This is a genomic window from Methanoregula sp. (genome assembly GCF_041663825.1).
Lineage (GTDB): Archaea > Halobacteriota > Methanomicrobia > Methanomicrobiales > Methanospirillaceae > Methanoregula.
Genome location: NZ_JBAYLY010000004.1, coordinates 14,969 through 34,806 on the forward strand (window position 1 = coordinate 14,969; position 19,838 = coordinate 34,806).

A 19,838-nucleotide genomic window follows, 5' to 3' on the forward strand; every position below is an offset into this window, starting at 1 on the left:
CCTGCATTTCCAAAGCCTGTGTTTCGCGTGGAGTTATCGTCTGAAGGTATCTTTTGCCGGCCGATGGCCTGGGGGGTAGGGGCCTCTTTTCTTGCTAAGGGGGTACCCCCCGCTCCCAAAAATGAGAGGTACCCCCACCCCCCCGACCGATTTTTTAAAAGCATGATACCCCTACCCCCTCTTGTGGCCCGGAGGTGGGGGGGTGCCACTTTTGTACAAATGAGGAGGTACCGTTTTCTCTAAAAAACCGCAGGAATGCGACGGGTACCGTTTTGTAAAAGTACGGTTACAATTTTTTTCGAACCATAGAGTTTTTGTGTCGAAGAACCAATAGTTATTGTGCTAATTATAAGGAATTTTTTTAATGATTTTTTAAAGGAGGTTTCCTTTGACTGATTCCTACGATGCATCCCACATCACGATACTTGAAGGGCTCACACCGGTACGCGAGCGCCCTGCAATGTATATCGGGAGCACCAATACCCGGGGGCTCCACCACCTTGTGTACGAAGTTGTGGACAATTCCATAGATGAGGCACTTGCCGGATTCTGTACCTTGATCTCGGTTATTATCAATGGCGATGGGTCGCTGTCGGTTGAGGATAATGGCCGGGGTATCCCGGTCGATACGATGGAAAAGAACCACAAGAGCGCTCTCGAAGTGGTGCTTACGGTCCTCCATGCTGGTGGTAAATTTGACAAGGCCACCTACCAGGTCTCGGGCGGTCTCCACGGGGTTGGTGTCTCGGTGGTAAACGCCCTTTCATCCAACCTTACTGCCCGGGTCTACCGGAACGGCAACATTTACGAGATGCATTTTTCCAAGGGAATTCCCCTTGGCCCTATCTCGCAGCGGGAAGAGACGCTCAACGAGGCACTCATCCGGTACCAGCAGTGGTACGGAGCACCGGCGGTATTTACCCGGAGTTCCCTCCATGAAACCGTCCAGCAGAGCCTGTCCGGACCCGCAGAACCGGTATTACCTGTAACCTCCGTTGAACCGGCAGTACCTGAAGAACCAGCCAATACTGAAGCAGAGGACCGTGCACGGTTCTTTGCGGAGTTCGGCCAAAAACTCACAGGTACAAAGATTACCTTCAGGCCCGATGAAACCATCTTTGAGACGGTCATATTCGATTACGACGTTCTTGCCACCCGGCTCCGCGAACTGGCTTTCTTAAACGCCGGTCTCACGATACAGATCGCGGATGAACGTACCGGCACCCGGGCCTCCTATTGCACGGGCGGGCTCTCGGAGTTCGTAAAATACCTAAATGAAGGAACCGAGTGTCTCCACCCAGTTCCCATCGATATCACCCAGAAAGACCCCGAAAACAAGGTCGAGGTCGAGATTGCCCTCCAGTACACGACAGGATACGACGAGAAAACGTATTCCTATGTCAACAGTGTCAACACACGTGAGGGCGGCACCCACCTGGAAGGGTTCCGGAGCGCGATCACCCGGGCCATCAACACGGTGGCAAAGCGCAATAACTTAATAAAAGAGAATTCGACGATCCAGCTTCGTGGCGAGGATGTCCGCGAGGGCCTGACCTCAGTGATCTCTGTCAAGATGGCCAATCCCCAGTTCGAGGGCCAGACCAAGATGCGCCTTGGGAACAGCAATATCCGGGGCATCGTGGATTCTCTTGTCTATGCGGCGCTCAGCCAGTATTTTGATGAGAACCCCAAGGTACTTGCCATCATTATCGAGAAATCCCTCTCGGCAGCAAAAGCACGCGAGGCAGCACGGAACGCGAGGGAACTCGCACGGCGCAAGAGCACGCTTGAGAGTTCCGGTCTTCCCGGGAAACTTGCTGACTGTTCGGAACGCGACCCGGCAAAGAGCGAGATCTATATCGTGGAAGGTGACTCGGCAGGAGGCAGCGCAAAGCAGGGCCGGGACAGGAAGTTCCAGGCAATTCTCCCGCTCAGGGGTAAGATCCTCAACGTCGAAAAGGCCGGGGAACACCAGATCCTAAAGAATGCAGAAATCCAGACGCTGCTCTCCGCCATCGGAACCGGCGTCGGCGACAAGTTCGATGTCGAGCGGGCACGGTACCATCACATTGTGATCATGACCGATGCCGATGTCGATGGTGCACATATCCGGACACTGCTCCTGACATTTTTCTACCGGTACATGGTCAAAATCATCGAGGCCGGGTATGTGTATATCGCCCAGCCGCCCCTGTTCCGTATCGCCCGGGGTAAAGAGGAAAAATACGCGTTTACCGAAGAGGACATGAAGAAACTCTCCGCAGAGATGGGCGAGAAGGGCGTCTCCGTCCAGCGGTACAAGGGTCTGGGTGAAATGAACGCCCAGCAGCTCTGGGACACGACCATGAGCCCCGAGCACCGGATCTTCCGGCAGGTCAACATCGAAGACGCGATGGAAGCAAACGAGATCTTCAAGACACTGATGGGAAAGGACGTGGACATACGAAAAGAGTTCATCATGCGCCACGCAAAGGAGGTGACCAACCTTGACATCTGAAAAAGATTTGCCCCCGGCATCCGGCCCGCTCACCCACCGGGTCGAGCCGATCAGCATCGAAAAGGAGATGAAAGTCGCGTATATCAATTACGCGATGAGCGTTATTATCGGGCGGGCAATCCCCGATGTCAGGGACGGCCTCAAGCCGGTCCACCGCAGGTCACTCTTTGCGATGTGGGAGATGGGTAACACCAGCGACAAGCCCACGAAAAAGAGCGCGAGGGTCGTCGGTGAAGTGATGGGTAAGTTCCACCCGCACGGCGACTCATCCATCTACGACACGATTGTCAAGATGGCCCAGCCCTTCTCCTACCGGTACATGCCCGTGCTGGGGCAGGGAAACTTCGGGTCAATCGACGGGGACTCTGCGGCTGCAAGCAGGTACACCGAAGTCAAGCTTACCCCCTTTGCCGAGGAGATGTTAAAGGACCTCGAGAAGGAGACGGTCGATTTCATTCCCAACTACGATGAATCCCTCAAGGAACCGACCGTGCTCCCCGCAAAAATTCCGGAGCTCCTGGTGAATGGCACGGACGGTATCGCGGTTGGGATGGCGACAAAGATGCCGCCCCACAACCTCCGCGAGGTCAGTGCAGCGGTCATAAAATACCTTGAAAACCCGGAGGTTCCCGTCGACGAACTCATGAAAGTTCTGCCGGGCCCGGATTTCCCGACCGGCGGCATCATGATGGGCACCGACGGCGTGAAGAATGCCTACATGACCGGTCAGGGCCGGGTCGTCGTCCGTGGAGTAGCGACGATCGAGGACTCCGACAGCGGCAACCGGGGCGACCGGATCATCGTCACCGAGCTCCCGTACCAGGTAAACAAGGCCCAGTGGATCGAGGGCATTGCAAACATGGTAAAAGAGAAACGGATCGATGGCATCTCCGATCTTCGCGATGAGTCAGACAAGGAGGGTATCCGGGTCGTCTTCGAGCTCCGTAAGGGTACGATGGCGCCGGTTATCTTAAACAACCTCTACCGGCACACGGCGCTCGAATCCAGTTTCTGGGTGATCAACCTTGCGATTGTCGATGGCCAGCCCAAGGTGCTCACCCTCCACGGCCTCCTTTCCTCCTTTGTCCAGCACCGGATCGAAGTGATCCGGCGCCGTTCAGAGTTTGACCTTAAAAAGGCGCAGGAGAGAGTCCATATCCTCGAAGGGCTGCTCCTTGCACTCGGACGGATCGACGAAATTATCGCCGCGATCCGCTCGTCCGACACGGTGGATAATGCCCGGCTCACGCTCATCTCCCGGTTCGGCCTTGACGAGGTGCAGGCAAATGCGATCCTCCAGATGCAGCTGCGCCGTCTCGCGGCTCTTGAGCAGCAGAAAATTACCGATGAAAAGACCGGGCTTGTTGCAGAGATCACCCGGCTCACAACCCTCATCTCAAGCGAAGCCACGATAAAAGACGAGATCCGGCGGGAGACTACCGAAATTGCCGAGAAATTCGGCGATAAGAGGAGGACACAGATCGCAAGCGCGACCGGCGACCTCACCACAGAAGACCTGATCGAGGACAAGACGGTGCTTGTCTCGATCACCACCGCCAACTATATCAAGCGTATGGACCTCGACACTTACCGCCAGCAGCGCCGGGGCGGCCGGGGTATCACCGGCATGACCACAAAAGAGGAGGACTTTGTCGATTCCGTCTTTGCAGCCGGCATGAAGGATTACCTGCTCTGCTTCACGAACCTCGGCAGGGTCTACTGGCTCAAGGTCTACGAAATACCCGAGAGCTCCCGGGTGGCAAAGGGCAAACCGATTGTAAACCTCCTGAACTTAAAAGAAGAGGTCGTGACGACCGTTGTTCCGATCCGCGAGTTCCGCGAGGACCGGTTCCTCCTGTTTGCGACGAAACTGGGACAAGTTATCAAGATCCCCCAAACCGAGTTTTCCTTTCCCCGGTCGATCGGCACGAATGCCATTAAACTCCATGAGAATGACCAGTTGATAGAGGTGATCTCGACGAATGGGACGAACGAACTCGTACTTACCACCCGATTCGGCCGGAGCCTACGGTTCCACGAGGAAACGGTGCGGACGGTCAGAAGGGGCGCATTTGGTGTGAGAGGCATGAAACTGCGAGGAGGGGATACCATCGTTGCGGTCACCCTGCTTGAAAAAGATCACCTGCTTACCATATCCGACGTCGGGTTCGGGAAGCGGACTGAGTTTGACGAGTTCCGTGGGCACGGAAGGGGCACGATGGGAGTCCGGAATATCTCTCTCGAACGCGATGCCGTCGTTATTATGTCCTGCGCGGTCTCGGACTCAGATGAGATAGTCGTGATGACGGCTGCGGGTGTTGTCATGCGGACCCGGGTGAGCGAGATACGGAGCGTCGGGCGTGGCACGAAAGGTGTCCGGATCATGCGTCTCGACGAGAAAGACAAAGTAATTGGTGTCGCTATCATTCCAGAATCTAATGTTGCAGACGTCGTTGAACCTGACACCCCGGCTGCGCCATAACTTTTGAATACATTTTTTTGTGCTGTTCTGTGATTTTAAAAAATATGGCTTTTCCTTATTTGCACGTATGTCAGTTTCTCCAGAGCGCGCTATTATGTTCCATGGCTCAAAGACGGACTTGAAAAATATTCTGATATTTTTTTTAAAATCCAAAAAATCTGGTGATATTTTTAGTATTTGTACCAGCGGCCTTTGCTGTCAAACTCCCCGGTCATCTGCTGGACAGGTGCTGTTGGGCTCCCGCTCCCGATTAAGCTCCTATAGAATGTGGCCTTGAATGCAAGCAGGAGCGGCACGAGAAATACGACCCCAAAAAAGATGACGGCGGCAGTAACCCACATGCCATCAGGCCCGATCATGGTTACCAGTTGATCCGGGGTAAAGGTAGCAAACTGGGTCTCGTTAAAATGAGTGAGCGGCTCGAGTTTGTTAAAGAGAAGGCCCTCCCAGACAAGGGCAAACACGAAGAAGTCGATGAACAAAAGCGCGCAGCAGGTAACATAAAATCCCAGCACTTTCCATGTGTTGCGGGAAACCATGACAATACTCTGACGGAGGGCGGAAAAAACCCGAAGATCCTCGTAGACTGCCGCTGTATCGCAGAAGAATGCCATGAACAACGTGGGAACCATGAAAAATATGGCACACAGTCCCGCAGCCTCATAATCAGTTGAACCCCCGGTAAAAAGGATCGTTCCGAGCATGATCACCACAAAGACGAGCATGAGCACAAAGAAAATGACAAGCCAGGGGAGCAGCACCCGGAAATAGTAACGTACCCCTTCGCGCACCATCGTGCCGGCACCGGTCTCGTTTTTCTTTAAGAGTCCAAACGTGCCGGCAACAAAGAGTCCCATCACGAGGCCGGAGATAATGACAAGCCGGCTGGTAAAGAACGTGCCGGAGAGGTTTAACATAATCCAGAGCACCGCGCCAAGCAGACCTGCGACGATCCCGGAAACCCAGAGAGCCGGGGTGTGTCCAACGACGCGGACAGCCTCCTGCAATTCCTTAAGGACCATGGTCATCTGACCCGGGGCATGGCCACGATTTCCCGCACCTGGAGATCAAAGAAACTTGCCGTGTAGGCCGGGCGGATCACACAGACCGTATCCGCGCCGCTTGCCGTCCCGCCGACCGCGATAATCTCCTCATCGATCCTGACCGCACCCTGGTCGGCGGCAATCAACACGCACTCGACGGCAACCTTGAGGCCGACCGCGATCACGCGCCGCAGCGCTTCTGCTATCGCTTCGGTCCGGGACGCGCCGCCGACCTTCGGGGATTTTGAAAGGGCGCGTTCGAGGCCGGAGAGGGCATGGGTACCGGTCACGATCTTCACACCTTCCTTACGGAGTTCCTGTGCGGTCTTTTCCGAGAACTCCCATTCGCCGGCTTTAGTAAAACCCATCACGTGGGTCACGACGACAAGGGAGAGTCCTGTTCCCTTCATCGCGTCAAAGAAGACCCGCGCGGTCTCTCCTGAACTGCTTGCGACAACGATGGTCTTAAGTTTGAGTTCCTTTGCCCGTTCTATGGCAAAGCGTGCGGCATCAGTGGTGTTTACCGGGCCCGGTTTATCGAAATAATAGCAGGTTTTTGCGATAAAGGTCATAAGTACCTTTTAATAAGCAGCCATGAAAAACTTTGTCAGATTCTATACTAAAACAACTTCAGATTATTCTGGCGGATCCGGCAGAGCCATCCGTTGATATTAAAAATTCTTGACAGATGAGGAAATACAAATGATCACCCTCGCGCTTGCAGGAAAACCAAACTGCGGAAAGTCGACCTTTTTCAAGGCGGCAACTATGGCGAACGCAGAGATCGCCAACTACCCATTTACGACCATCAATCCCAACTTCGGCGTCGCATACGTGCGGACGACCTGTCCCTGCCACGGCCTTGACCTCAACTGCGGCCACTGCGTGGATGGGGTCCGGTTCGTTGCCGTCAACCTCATCGATGTCGCAGGACTGGTTCCCGATGCGCACAAGGGCAAGGGACTGGGCAACCAGTTCCTTGACAACCTCCGTCAGGCCGATGCGATCCTCCACGTGGTCGATGCAAGCGGCGGGACCGACAGCGAAGGAAACCCGGTGGGTGTCGGGAATCATGACCCGGCAGAAGACGTGAAGTTCCTTGGCTTTGAGATGACGATGTGGGTCTATGGGATCCTTGACAAGCACTGGTCCCGTCTCTCCCGCCAGGCATCGGTCAAGACGTTCTCCATCCACCAGGGTATTGCCGAGGTCTTCACCGGCCTTGGGATCACTCCCGACGAAGTGCGTGAACTGGAACTGCAGCTCAAACTCGATCTCGTCCACGCACAGATGGAAGAACTCGTGCCGTTCTGTGCCGAGATTGTAAAGATCTCAAAGCCGATGCTTGTGGTCGGGAATAAGGTCGATGAGACCCCCGAGGCCTTCCGGGAGAAACTTGCCGCACAGAAAGTTGCGTTTGTGAGCGCCGCGTCAGAACTTGCCTTAAGAAATGCCGCAACGGCAAACGTGATAAAATACCTCCCGGGCGACAAGGAGTTTAAGGTCGCGGACGGGGTCACGCTCTCCGCGCCCCAGAAAGCAGGTCTTTTAAAAATCGCAGAGGTCATGAAGAAGAACAACGGGACCGGGGTCCAGGATGCCATCAACCGTGCGGTCTTTGAACTGCTCGACCGGATTGTCGTGTACCCGGTCGAGGACGAGAATAAGTTCTGCAACAAGCAGGGCGATGTGCTCCCGGATGCATTCCTGATGAAACGTGGATCGACCCCGCACGATCTTGCGTTCCAGGTACACACCGATATAGGGAAGGGCTTCCTGTACGCGATCGATGCCCGCACCAAGATGCGGATCAAGGAGAACCATCTTCTCAAGGATGGGGACATCATAAAGATCGTGAGTGCGGCGAAGTAGGCGCCGGGATGCGGCGCTGTGTGACGGGTGTCATCCCATTGTCAGACAGTCGCGCCGCTCCCACGCGAAATTTGCCCTTTTTTTCGTGATTTTGGCCTGATTTGGCTCCCGTTTACCACAAACCTTATAACATGACGAAGAGTATAGGGGAAATACCGATAGAACGGAGGTGAATCCATGGGTGGAGAGATATACCAGGCACAGGTGATCAGGAACTTCTTTGACACCATTACCGGCACAGACAGGAACCTGACCCGCATCTACATGTGTGTCATGAGCCTTGCAAAGCTCCGCATGGAATCCCCCGAAAAGATGGCGTCCCTGCTCGACCAGATGAAAAAGAGCAAGATCAAAAAGGAGCTCTCGGTCGATATCCTGGACTATGTCTGCGACGCGGCAAACGATCTTGAACTCGCGTCCGTGCAGACAGCGTTTGGGGTCAAGGACATCAAGGATATGGCACAGGACTTCAATGCGGTCAGCCTTGACAGCCTGTAACTTTTTTTTTGTTTTTTTTTAAGGGGCAGAGCCCGCAGGCCATTTTCTGACCACGGCCACTTGCATCTGGAGCAGTCAGATTAAAAAAAAGCGTTATGGAATACCCAATGCCCGCTTGTAGGTACCAAGCATCGTTATAACATACGTCCGGTGTTCGTCCAAGGCCTGTTCGTCATCGGGTGATGAGATCACCGCTACTGCATAGAGAAGGAGAAGGGCATTGTCCAGTTCGAGCGTGTCGGGATCTTCAATACGATCCGGGGGCAGGTTGACCGCAAGGTACGCATGCTCGGCATCCGTAAAAGCGACCACGTGATCCGGCCTGACCTGCGCGTTCTCAAGTGCCTCCGCGTAGGCGCGTACGATCGTAAGCGCCTTTTTGAGGGCCTCGCTGCCGCTGCCATCCGGTACCTGCGAAAGGGCGGTCGTGCATTCGCGGACGGTTTTTGGATATAACTCGAACTTGAACGCGAAAAATGCCGATGCGATAACATGGGCGGTCTTTTCCGGTATCCGGCCAAAGACGGGTCTCATTCGTTCAATATAATCGTTGAGAACTTTCTCCATGGATCTCTCCTTTAGGTCCGGTATGCGTCGGGCGCACCCGGATACTCAAAGATGAATAGAGTACATGTGCAGAAATCTGACATGAACATATCCTTCATACTCTCTTACTAAACCCACATGGATCTAACCTGGAGCATCACGGGTTTATATGACAATAAACGACCAATAACCATTCACTGATTTATGGGCACTGTAATTTTTTCCGATGTACATGCCGATGCTGACGCCCTCGGGCTTCTCGCTGCATATATCCGGGACCAGTCATTTCAGACGCGTTTTGGCCCTGTCGATACCCTTGTCAACCTCGGGGATCTCCTGCATAGGGGTAACTGCCCGGGAGCGACGCTTGAGATCATCCATGATCTAGCGAAGGAATTTCATCTGGTATCTGTTATCGGCAACCATGATCATGCATTCTTAAACGATGTCCCGGTCTCCGGAAGCGATGAGACCAGTACCTTACGGCACGAACTGCTGCGTGGTTCTCCCCTCCTTGACATTTTTTCAGACATGCCAATGGAATGGGTATATCACAAGGTACTCTTTGTTCACGGGGGACCGCTTGATCTCGGCACCCAGACACTCCGGCTCAAGTGCTGGCAGCGATTGTCCCATACGGCTGGGGACTCGTTTACCGGGTACCATTATACCGCACCGATGGCGTTTGACGCACTTGAAAAACGCGGCCTTTCCTACATGGTCTGCGGGCACCAGCATACCCACATCTGCTGTCGTAAAACCATGGACGGGATCACGGAGCACCTTATCCGGTTTGTACGTGAAAAGGATGACGGATTTCCCGGGGAAGAGATCGAGGTGGCACGCGTCCCGCTGGATATCCCGACACTCTTCAGGCTTGGCGGATGCCAGGGGGAGAGCCCGGAATTTGCTTACGCCGATGAGACGACCTTCACGTATATCCGGTTCGCGGAAAGGACACGATTCATCAGCTCGCCATGATCCCATGAAAGGGATGCCGGAGAGATCCGGCGCGGGCCGCACAAAGTGGCCAGAAAACCGGTATTATTGAGAATTTTCAAGGATTATCTGAAAATTTCACAGGTATTTTGCGACATATTTATATACCGTTACCACAGAGTGGTAATTATGCCTCGTGCAGGCGAGGGACGATCGATCCGGATTGATCCCGAGGTGTATGAGGCTTTGCTTACGCTCAAGCGTGGCAACATGACCTTCAGCGATGTCATTGCACAGATGCTCCACGACTACTATGGCTGGTCGGATGCCTTCCCGCCCAACCAGAGCGAACTGGGGGATTTTGCCGAGACAAAGACACCAAAATGAGTGACACAGTCGGGATTTCCCCTATTGAGCGGTGGACACCGGTCATGCATCCGTCAGCTGCCAGTACCATAAACGGGCACATCAGCGACGACACAAACACACGAAAAATTGAATTGATCAACAGGAAAGTCAAAGACTTGTTCAGATAAAAAAGAGGAAAACGAACAATCATTGAGGATCGCACCGGCGTATTACCCTCGCGCCGGTTCGTTCATCTGAAATTGCACCGTCTCCCCTGCTATCTCCTTCAATTTTTTTGCCAGTTCTTCTTCTAAAAGGGGAACCGATGTCTGGAGTTTCGTTCTCCATTCGAGAAGATCCTTCTGTTCCTCCTCTTCATGAACACGCATCCCTTCCAGTTGCCCTTTCTCTCGTTCGAGCGACCGCAGGCGCGCAAGAACCGGATGGGATAAAAGACCCTCTTCTGATTCACGGCAATGCTTTTCGAGCTCGCGGTACCGGGTACACAACCCGCTGACCTCGCCGGAAAATTTCCCGATATCTGAAAAGACCGCACGCTCTTCCTTGTTTTTTAAGATAATATCGCCCTCATCGATCATCTTCTGTACCAGAGGGCATGCCAGATCCAGTGCGCAGGCAACCGTTTCCGCAGCGGCAACCTCATGATCGGACAAGAGATCCATGGCGTCTTTAAGAGCATGAACTTCCTTTGACAGGTTCTTCCGGGTAGCGATCTTTTCGGCTTTCCTGAAGACATGAGAGGAGGTCATCGTAAGCGAGGCATAGTGCCTCATGAGATCGTCACGCTGTCGGACCAGTTCAGCGAACCGGGCACGCTCGGTATCCAGCACCTGTAATGAAGGATCGACAGAGAGCCGGGCAGTTTCAGTGGCAATAGCATCAAGACGACCGGAGATCTCGGCAATACGCGCTTTAATCCGTTCCTCCTTCCCAAACGATCGTTTCAGGTCCTTACGGGCATCGCACAGCGCAGTATATGCAGTGCGTACGGCATGGATACGGGAGTTTTCCGTTTTGAACCGGCCAAGGGATTTGGTCATCACGTTGATCTCCCGACCTATTGCATCGATGCCGGACTTGGTCGCCTTCATCTCGTCCGGGAAAGCGACCATAAGGTACCGGCCCTGACCGCGAACTGCGTTAAGGCAGCCTTTCACACATTCGACCGAAGCGGTGTAGAACTCCTCCGGCTCACTAGGGAGCTCCTTTGAGAGCGAGGAGTTCATCGCCTTAAGAAACAGGGGCAGAGAATTTTTTGCAATGCTCTTGATCTTCGGGTGGGTCTCCGGGTCCTGATCCGCACCTTTGAGGTTATTAACCAACAGTTGGAGGTTTGCGGTAGCATTTTGTATATTATGGATCGGCTCCTGCACCTCCGCGCTGATACTATCATGCGCAGCCTTCTCCCGTTCATCCAGCCACGAAGGGACTTCCTTAAACGACAGGCTGATCTGTTTGTCGGGCGCAGAGCCAAGGAGCGATTTTAAAAATTTCAGCATGTAACACTCCGGAATTACTGAATCATTGGGGTAGCAGATATCATGATCATTTGTTCATGAATAAAGAAAGTGTTCTTGGTTACTGATCGTCGCGTGCAATCTGGCGGAGCCGTTCGACCCCGTCAATCTCGGAAATCACGGTCACGACGGCTTTCGGGACCAGGGACTCCCAGGGCTCGCCGCCAAGCATCCGGCGCCGGATCTCTGTCCCGCTGTGCCGGTCGCGCTCGTACATGGCAGGGGACTGCACCTCCACGCCGGCTTCATGGAACAGTCGGACCACGAGCGGGTTTGACGAATAGCAGGTGTCAAACGGCGGCGTCATCGACATGACATGCGCAGCCCAGAGCGCGTTCCTCTGCACATCCTCGATCGGGATCACGTAGTACGGGCACCGGAGGGAGGTAAGCGCCCGGGTGATCATCAGCACGCGCTCGCCGGCCGTGAACGGGTTCTCGATCGTGTGGGAGAGCTGCGCGCTCCCGACACCGATGATGATCTCGTCGCACGTCCGTGCGAGCTCTTCAAGAACCGCCTGGTGCCCGTTGTGGTAGGGCTGGAACCTGCCGACATAAAATCCGCGCTTCATTTTTTCTCTCCCGCATTTGCTATCCTCGCCGCAAAGGCACCGGCCGTGAACCCGGCATCGATGTTGACGACCGCAATAACCGAACAGGACTGGAGCATGCTCGCCAGAGCCGCCCGTCCTTCTCCCATGTATCCGTAGCCCGTACTGACCGGGACACCGAGCACCGGTTTGTCCACGAGACCTGCGACAACCGCCGGGAGCGTTCCCTCCCGGCCGGCGCAGACCACAAACACATCGGCATCGAGCAGCGGCTTGAGCGCCGGGAACAACCGGTGGATACCGGCTGCCCCGACATCGTATGCCGTCCGGACCGTGCAGCCCATCTCTTCTGCGATAATCTTTGCTTCCTCTGCAACGCGGATATCCGATGTCCCGGCCGTGATGACGGCAACAATCCCCCCGGTCTTCTCCGGTACAACACCGGTCGAGAGGATGATGATCCGAGCAGTGTCCCGGCATTCGACCGAGATCCCGGTTCCCGTGCACCGGGTTTTTACCGCGGACACCTGCTCCGGCGTCACGCGCGTGACGACGCAGCGGCCGGCCGCCTCCGCGTGCCGGGCGGCAATCTCTGCAAGGTGCGCCGGTTCCTTTCCCTCGGCAAGCACAACCTCCGGCATCCCGCACCGGACCGCGCGGCCAAGGTCGATACAGGCAAAGTCCCCGACCCGTTCGAGGCGCAGCCCTTCAATCTCCTGGGCTGCCTCATCGAGCGGGATCTCGCCTTTCCTGTACCGTTCAAGGACGGCTGAAAGCACCGGGTTTGCATGCATAATAGATAATACAGATATGGGGAGGCGTAGTATAAGTTAGTTCATTGCGATGTCGTACCTGCTCTATGTTGCGTTTTTCGGCGCAGCGGTCGTGATCTTTCTCTGGCTGCGCGATGCGAGGATTTTTTTCCGGACCGGCCTATCCGGCTACCGGAAAGCGGCGTACTGGGGCGTGCTGTACGGGGCCCTCGGCACCTTTGGCGTCCTCTGCACGCTGGCCGGTGAAAGCATCGAGATCTTCGGGCTGGCGCTGATCCTCGCCGCACTCTACCTCCAGGGACGCATGACACGCGAGAAGATCTGGACGGGAAAAGAGAGCACGCTCGGACGGACGCTGGGCAGCGTGAAGCGCCCCGTATCCGATAAAAAATAATGGCTGAAGCAGGAAATAAAAATAAGGAATGTACCAGGCATGATCCAGAAACCACGAGGCACACGGGATTTTCTCCCCGACGAGATGGAAGCGCGGCGCAGTACCGAAGCAAAGATGCGCGAGGCAGTGCGCCGCTGGGGATACCGGGAAGTATGTACACCTGAATTCGAAGACCTCGAACTCTTCACGCTCCGGTCGGGCGAGGGGATCATGCAGGAGATGTACGTCTTCGAGGACAAGGGAGGGAGGAAACTTGCCCTGCGCCCGGAGATCACGGCAGCCGTGATCCGGATGTACATCAACGAGGCAAAGGTCGCGCCAAAACCCCTGCGCTGGTGCTACTTTGCCGACTGCTTCCGGTACGAGCGCCCGCAGAAAGGCCGGTACCGACAGTTCTGGCAGTTCGGTGCCGAACTGATCGGGGCCGACACCGCGATCGCCGATGCGGAAGTGATCATGCTTGCCGCAGACGCGCTCAATGCAACCGGTGTCACGTGGGACCTCAAGGTGGGCCACCTCGCGTTCATGAAAAATCTCCTAAAAGATCTCGAACCTTCTGCCCAGCGCCGGGTGATGGCGCACCTCGACAAGAAGGATTTCGACGGCCTCAAAACTACCCTATCGGAGATGGGCAAGGCTGATCTTGGCGAGTCGCTGACCGCGCTCGTGGAATGCCGCACGCTTGCCGAGGCTTTCGAGATCGCCGGGACGATCCCGGAAAAAGAGCGCGTGGAGCAGATGACCGGGATCCTCGATGCATCCGGTGTCAGTTATTCCCTCAACTTCGGCATCGCCCGAGGCCTCGACTACTATACCGGCATGGTCTTTGAAGGGTTTGCTCATAACCTTGGCGCGGAGAACCAGATCGTGGGCGGCGGGGCGTACCGGCTCGCGCACCTGTTCGGCGGCGACGATGTCGCTTCCGTGGGTTTTGCGATCGGATTTGACCGGGTGATGGTTTCTCTGGGCGATGTACAGCCCAAAAAAGATACCATTGTCGGGATCGTATGCACAAGCGAGGGGCGCAGCTTCGCGCTCTCCGTGGCCCGGGCATTCCGCGCCGAAGGGATCCGGGCGGAGATGGATCTCATGGAGCGCGGGCTTGGGGCACAGATGGCACACGCAGCGAAGTCGGCGGACTTTGCCGTCGTGATCGGCGCGAGGGAAGCCGAAGCAGGGCAGGTCACACTCAAGGATCTTCACTCGGGCGAGCAGAAGACGCTTGCCCCGGCCGCGGCGATAGCCGAGGTGAAAGCGCATGGTGCTCGCTGAGGAACTCGCAAAGCAGCAGCGCAGTATCAGTGTCGCGGAATTCTTCGAGAAGAACAAACACCTGCTGGGTTTTGACTCCCCGACCCGGGGCGTCATTACCACGATCAAGGAAGCCGTGGATAATGCCCTTGACGCCTGCGAGGAAGCGCAGGTGCTTCCCGACATCTACATCAGCATCAAAAAGACCGGTCCCGAGATATTCCGGATCATTGTCGAGGACAACGGTCCCGGCATCGTCCCCGCGCAGGTTCCGTTTGTTTTCGGGAAACTGCTGTACGGCTCCCGGTTCCATCAGATCCGGCAGACCCGGGGGCAACAGGGGATCGGGATCTCTGCCGCCGTGCTCTACGCGCAGCTGACAAGCGGCATTCCTACCGTTGTCATCTCGCGAACCGGGGTAAAGGAGCAGGCGCACAAGTTTGAGATCCAGATCAAGATTGAGACAAACGAACCCGACATCACCTCCCAGCAGATTTTCGAGTGGGACCGGATCCACGGCACCCGGGTCCAGATCGAGTTCAAGAGCACGATGTCGGCAAAGAAGAAACTGCTCGAATACCTCAAGTACACCTCGGTGGTGAACCCCCATGCACGCTTCCGGGTGGAGTTGGACGATGAGGCGTTCACGTTCGAGCGTGTGAGCCAGGAAGTGATCGCCTGTCCGGTGGCGATCCAGCCCCACCCGCACGGGATCGAGTTCGGGCAGCTCAAGAGGATGGCTGCCGCAAGCGAGGAGAAACTCGCCGATTTCCTCGTAAACGGCTTTTCCCGTGTCGGGAAGAAGACCACGCAGGATATGTGCGACAAGGCCGGCCTCAAGCCGGCACTCAAGGTCAAGGGACTTGGCACGGAAGAGCTCAAGAATTTGCTCGCCGCGATGCAGTCCGTCGCCGTGCCTGCCCCGCCGACCACCCAGTGCCTCTCCCCCATCGGGGAGGAACTGATCCGGCGCGGCCTTGACAAGGAGTTCCAGATGGACTTTGTCTCGGCACGGACACGGCCGAGCTCGGTGTACTCCGGCCACCCGTTCGTGGTTGAAGCGGCGATCGGGTATGGCGGCCGTCTCGCGCCCGAAGGCAATGCAACGATCCTCAGGTTTGCAAACCGGGTCCCGCTTATGTACCAGCAGGGCGCCTGCGCGATCACCGAGTGCGTGGAAAACGTCAACTGGAAGTCGTACAATATCTCCCAGCAGGGCCTTCCTCTGGGGCCGGTTTTGATCCTCGTCCATGTGGCATCCACAAACGTGCCCTTCACGAGCGAGAGCAAGGATGCAATCGCGAACATCCCGGAGATCGAAAAAGAGATTGTACTTGCCCTGCAGGAACTCGGCCGCGAGCTCAAGACCTTCCTCTCACGCAGGGACCGGAACAAGCTCGCGGAGGACCGGGCGCGTGCGGTCTGCGCGGTCATCCCGGAGATCGCGGTAAAGGTGAGCGAGATCGTGGAAAAGCCGGTGGTCGATACGACCCCCATCGAAGGCCGGCTGATGCGCAAGCTGATCGCAAAGAAATGGACCCGGGACGGGAAAGTGACCATCGAACTGAACAACTACACAGGCCACGATATCGAGATCTCGGTCTACGATATTTCCACGGACAATGCGGCGGATGCGGACATGCCCCCCGCGTTCTCGACCGAGATGGACGGGCAGTTCACGAAAGTCTGGAAGATTGCGATCCCAAAGCAGGTAGTCTGGCGTGTCACGTATACCGGCAAAGGCGGCGGTATGCTTGACATCCGTGGGATAGAGGACAACAAGAAGATGGTGGTGGATCTCGATGTCTAAAGAGGAACTTGATGCACGGTCGATGAAAGCGCTCATGGCGATTGCGTCTTCCTGGTACGACCAGATGACAGCCGGGGAGATCCCGTCCATCTCGCTACCCACCCGTACAAAATTCAACATTGAGTACGACGATGCAAGCGAGGTCTGGAAGTATGGCGACAAGGAGAGCCTTCGGACAGCGGCAACGGCAAAGAGCGCGACGCATCTTTTGAAAATGGCTTTTGTGATCGGTTTTGTCAAGCAGCAGCTCATCGAGAACCGGTCCTCGACATTAAGAGAAATGTATTACATCTCTGAGGGCTGGAAGCGCGCGAAGTTTAATGCGCAGGATGAGAGCAACTTCCTTGTCGAGGATCTCGAGATCATCTCCGATGTGCCGCGCGAAGGCTTCCACCTCCGGCCCGAAGAAAACGGGGCAAGTATCTATGGCCCGATGCGGATCCGGGAGCCGACCCGGCGAGGCTTAAAGATGATCCACTGCCAGGACGACGTGGGATCTGCCGGGTATTCCATCCCGAACAATGTTGAGAACCTTGAGCTTGTCGATCACGATGCGAAATTTGTCATCGCCATGGAAACTGGTGGTATGTATGACCGGCTCATCGAGAACGGGTTTGACGAGGAGCACAACGCGATCCTCCTCCACCTTAAAGGGCAGCCGGCCCGGTCGACGCGCAGGCTGCTCAACCGGATAAGCCAGACCTGGAATCTGCCAATTATGGTCTTTACCGATGGGGATCCGTGGTCGTACCGGATCTACGCATCGGTTGCCTACGGCGCAATCAAGAGCGCGCATATGTCCGAGCTGCTCGCGACGCCAAAAGCGCAGTTCCTCGGGTTGCAGCCCAGCGATATCCGGGATTATAACCTGCCTTCGGATAAGTTGTCCGACAAGGATGTCGAGGCTTTGAACTCAGAGCTGACCGATCCCCGGTTTGCGACGGATTACTGGAAGAAGCAGATCAATTTGCAGCTCGAACTGGGGCTGAAGTCAGAACAGCAGGCGTTTGCGGCAAGGGGGTTGGACTTTGTGACGAAAAAGTATTTGCCGAGCCGGTTATCCGAGATGGGTGTGATCTGAAGGGGGACATCTCAGAAATGGTTAATTTGGGGAAATGTAAATATTAAAAATCTATTAAAACGTAATACAATAACGGGATATTATGGGCGATCAAGTCAATGATAATTTATTCGACTTAACTCTACTAACAAAGGAAATGACATAAATGCAGATTTGGATGGTTTTACCCCTATTGACAATGAGCATACTTACAGGTATAGTGTATAATCAAAAATTTTTTAAATTTAATTTTGGTTTTAGGGAATCATTAATAATTTCAGGGATTATTTTAGCTTTCGTGATATCCGTAGTCACAGAAATTTTTAGTTTTTTTAATGCTATTACAGCAAATGCAATTATAATATTTTGGTTAATTTTTTTTGCCATGAGTGTTATAATAATGCTTTTTCACATAATGAAAAGGAATGGGTATGGCAAAAAAATTACCATTCCATCAATCTCATTTACTAATACAATTCTCATTTTGTTTTTAGTTATTAATATTATACTTATTACATTAATTGCGTGGATATCGCCGCCATGCAATTGGGACTCAATGGTATCAAATGTTGCAAGAATAATGCATTGGATTCAAAATCAGAATTTAAACGTATTTCCGACCAATATTGAAGCTCAATTTTATTATCCACCTTTCGCATCCATTGCAATAATGCATTTACAGTTACTTTCAGGAACTGATTATTTCTCTAATTTTGTCCAGTTTTTTAGTATGCTGGGTTGTTTGATTCTCGTTTCTTTGATTGCAAAAAGATTTTCTCCTTCAATTGAATGCCAGATATTTTCAGTCATAATTTGTGGAACCATACCGATGTTAATCCTCGAAGCGTCTTCCACACAGTATGAACTGGTTTTAGGATTTTTTATATTATGCTTTATTTATTTTATAGATAAATTCACAAACCAGCCATCATTTGCATATTCATTTTTAGCAGGCGCCAGTCTCGGCCTGGCGGTTTATACCAAACCCGTTGCATATGTCTATATAATTCCATTTATTGTCATTTTCATCGTATGCATGATAAAAGAATTTGATTTTACCAACATTAAAAAATCTTTGATGTTTTGGCTTACTTGGACGTTACTTGTACCAATTACATTTTTGACCATATGTCTTCCTTATTTTTATAGGAACTACGAATATTTTGGAAATATATTGGGTGATTCCAAAGGAGTAGTAACGATAGAGTTTTCTTTTCCAAAGATAATAACAAATTTCTTTTGGAATTTAGCAGAACATTTGCAATTTTTTTATCCAATTAACGTAGGTATAACCACTCATATTAATGCAATTGTCAGTAACATAGACACTATTTTTTCAGTGTCTCCAAATAGTTTCAGGGAGTTTATGATTCCCGCATTAAATTTTAGTGAAGATAATACGGGAAATGCACTCCATTTGATCCTGATTTTATTAACTCTAGCGATACTTTTTATTTTTACAATCAGAAAAAAAATAAAAAATATGTATATGGGCCTATACATATTTGGCATTGGATTCTCATTCATCCTGTTTTGTATGTTTTTTAATTATAATGTCTACAACATTCGGTACCAATTACCCCTCTTTATGATAACTGCCCCACTTGTAGGGTATGTCTTATCAAACCATTTCAATAAAAAAATCGCATATCTCATCTTAATTATAGTATTAATTATGTCAGTACCGTGGGTAGTACTCAATGAGACAAAACCGATTATCAGTTATAAATCATTAGAACCCACCTACCCCACAATTAGTAAAATTATCGGGAAAAATATATCGGAGATAATTGATCGGAATCCTCCTGAATTTACACAAAGTATTTTTGAGCGAGATCGGAATGCGCAATATTTCAATACCAACCGAAATGCAAAAGAACCCTTTTTTGTATTGACTCAGTACATTAAAGAGCAAAAATATGAAAATATTGGATTCGATATCATATTTAACTCACCATATAATAATGAATATCAATTATGGATGCTATTAAAAAATGACTCTGGATCTTTTCCGAGAATAGAACATGTAAATGTGGATAATCCATCCAAATATTTCCAGGATAACTCATTAAAAGATTTTAAACCGGATGTAATATTTTCAGCGAAAAAGGGAAATGATGAAATTCAAATTGGCGAAAATGTAAGTATTGACAATAACACATATAAGAAAATTAAAGGGTATGGAAATTATTCATTGTTGATTCCAGTGTAATACTAAAATAGATCCGTAAAGAGAT

18 protein-coding genes are annotated in these 19,838 nt (G+C 52.8%); 11 read left to right on the forward strand and 7 right to left on the reverse strand.

The features are described from left to right. Positions 1-388 precede the first annotated feature (388 nt). Together WCX19_RS02800 and gyrA are read left to right on the forward strand one after the other, a co-directional pair. A complete protein-coding gene (locus WCX19_RS02800; protein ID WP_373004664.1) occupies positions 389-2,497 on the forward strand; it encodes a DNA topoisomerase subunit B in 2,109 nt (702 codons plus the stop codon). Further along, positions 2,487-4,979, forward strand: a complete 2,493-nt coding sequence (gene gyrA / locus WCX19_RS02805; protein WP_373004667.1) for a DNA gyrase subunit A — start codon at positions 2,487-2,489, stop codon at positions 4,977-4,979. Before WCX19_RS02800 ends, gyrA begins: the two co-directional genes overlap by 11 nt. A 170-nt stretch (positions 4,980-5,149) precedes the next feature. On the opposite strand, the gene WCX19_RS02810 is transcribed toward gyrA, so the two are convergent. Beyond that, a complete protein-coding gene (locus WCX19_RS02810) occupies positions 5,150-6,007 on the reverse strand; it encodes a hypothetical protein (protein ID WP_373004670.1) in 858 nt (285 codons plus the stop codon). Beyond that, entirely contained in the window at positions 6,004-6,594 is a 591-nt protein-coding gene (locus WCX19_RS02815; RefSeq protein WP_373004673.1) for a pyruvate kinase alpha/beta domain-containing protein, read from the reverse strand. The genes WCX19_RS02810 and WCX19_RS02815 overlap by 4 nt, the downstream gene beginning before the upstream one ends. 130 nt (positions 6,595-6,724) lie before the next feature. Here WCX19_RS02815 and WCX19_RS02820 point away from each other — a divergent pair, with 130 nt between their 5' ends. Both WCX19_RS02820 and WCX19_RS02825 read left to right on the forward strand, forming a co-directional pair. Further along, positions 6,725-7,894 (forward strand): redox-regulated ATPase YchF, encoded by a 1,170-nt coding sequence (locus WCX19_RS02820; RefSeq protein ID WP_373004676.1) that lies wholly within the window; start codon positions 6,725-6,727, stop codon positions 7,892-7,894. A 177-nt stretch (positions 7,895-8,071) separates the two neighbouring features. After that, entirely contained in the window at positions 8,072-8,392 is a 321-nt protein-coding gene (locus tag WCX19_RS02825) for a hypothetical protein (RefSeq protein ID WP_373004679.1), read from the forward strand. A gap of 93 nt (positions 8,393-8,485) precedes the next feature. Here the strand turns inward: WCX19_RS02825 and WCX19_RS02830 are convergent, their stop codons facing one another. Further along, the gene (locus WCX19_RS02830) at positions 8,486-8,959 is read right to left on the reverse strand and encodes a hypothetical protein (protein WP_373004682.1); all 474 of its coding nucleotides are present in this window, start codon (positions 8,957-8,959) and stop codon (positions 8,486-8,488) included. A 183-nt stretch (positions 8,960-9,142) separates the two neighbouring features. On the opposite strand from WCX19_RS02830, the gene WCX19_RS02835 reads away from it, so the two are divergent. Both WCX19_RS02835 and WCX19_RS02840 read left to right on the forward strand, forming a co-directional pair. Continuing rightward, complete coding sequence (locus tag WCX19_RS02835; protein WP_373004685.1) at positions 9,143-9,919, forward strand: metallophosphoesterase; 777 nt, start codon at positions 9,143-9,145, stop codon at positions 9,917-9,919. Between the two features lie 147 nt (positions 9,920-10,066). Beyond that, a complete protein-coding gene (locus tag WCX19_RS02840) occupies positions 10,067-10,264 on the forward strand; it encodes an antitoxin VapB family protein (RefSeq protein ID WP_373004688.1) in 198 nt (65 codons plus the stop codon). A gap of 191 nt (positions 10,265-10,455) precedes the next feature. On the opposite strand, the gene WCX19_RS02845 is transcribed toward WCX19_RS02840, so the two are convergent. The 3 genes from WCX19_RS02845 to larB all read right to left on the reverse strand — a co-directional run bounded on the left by WCX19_RS02845 (position 10,456) and on the right by larB (position 13,107). Continuing rightward, on the reverse strand, positions 10,456-11,745 hold the full coding sequence (locus tag WCX19_RS02845; protein WP_373004690.1) for a hypothetical protein: 1,290 nt from the start codon (positions 11,743-11,745) through the stop codon (positions 10,456-10,458). A gap of 79 nt (positions 11,746-11,824) precedes the next feature. Further along, a complete protein-coding gene (locus WCX19_RS02850; RefSeq protein WP_373004693.1) occupies positions 11,825-12,334 on the reverse strand; it encodes a nicotinamide-nucleotide adenylyltransferase in 510 nt (169 codons plus the stop codon). Beyond that, a complete protein-coding gene (gene larB, locus WCX19_RS02855) occupies positions 12,331-13,107 on the reverse strand; it encodes a nickel pincer cofactor biosynthesis protein LarB (RefSeq protein ID WP_373004696.1) in 777 nt (258 codons plus the stop codon). Before larB ends, WCX19_RS02850 begins: the two co-directional genes overlap by 4 nt. Positions 13,108-13,156: 49 nt before the next feature. Between larB and WCX19_RS02860 the strand changes: the two genes are divergently transcribed. The 4 genes from WCX19_RS02860 to WCX19_RS02875 are packed head-to-tail and all read left to right on the forward strand — an operon-like array spanning position 13,157 to position 17,622. After that, positions 13,157-13,480 (forward strand): ABC transporter permease, encoded by a 324-nt coding sequence (locus tag WCX19_RS02860; protein WP_373004699.1) that lies wholly within the window; start codon positions 13,157-13,159, stop codon positions 13,478-13,480. A gap of 39 nt (positions 13,481-13,519) precedes the next feature. Further along, positions 13,520-14,752: a histidine--tRNA ligase gene (gene hisS, locus WCX19_RS02865; protein WP_373004702.1), complete on the forward strand. Its 1,233-nt coding sequence runs from the start codon at positions 13,520-13,522 to the stop codon at positions 14,750-14,752. Then, positions 14,739-16,541 (forward strand): DNA topoisomerase VI subunit B, encoded by a 1,803-nt coding sequence (locus WCX19_RS02870; RefSeq protein ID WP_373004705.1) that lies wholly within the window; start codon positions 14,739-14,741, stop codon positions 16,539-16,541. The genes hisS and WCX19_RS02870 overlap by 14 nt, the downstream gene beginning before the upstream one ends. Further along, positions 16,534-17,622, forward strand: a complete 1,089-nt coding sequence (locus tag WCX19_RS02875) for a DNA topoisomerase IV subunit A (RefSeq protein WP_373004708.1) — start codon at positions 16,534-16,536, stop codon at positions 17,620-17,622. The genes WCX19_RS02870 and WCX19_RS02875 overlap by 8 nt, the downstream gene beginning before the upstream one ends. A 207-nt stretch (positions 17,623-17,829) precedes the next feature. Here the strand turns inward: WCX19_RS02875 and WCX19_RS02880 are convergent, their stop codons facing one another. After that, a complete protein-coding gene (locus WCX19_RS02880) occupies positions 17,830-17,988 on the reverse strand; it encodes a hypothetical protein (protein ID WP_373004712.1) in 159 nt (52 codons plus the stop codon). Here WCX19_RS02880 and WCX19_RS02885 point away from each other — a divergent pair. After that, the gene (locus WCX19_RS02885) at positions 17,987-19,813 is read left to right on the forward strand and encodes an ArnT family glycosyltransferase (protein ID WP_373004715.1); all 1,827 of its coding nucleotides are present in this window, start codon (positions 17,987-17,989) and stop codon (positions 19,811-19,813) included. The genes WCX19_RS02880 and WCX19_RS02885 overlap by 2 nt on opposite strands. Positions 19,814-19,838: the final 25 nt, after the last annotated feature.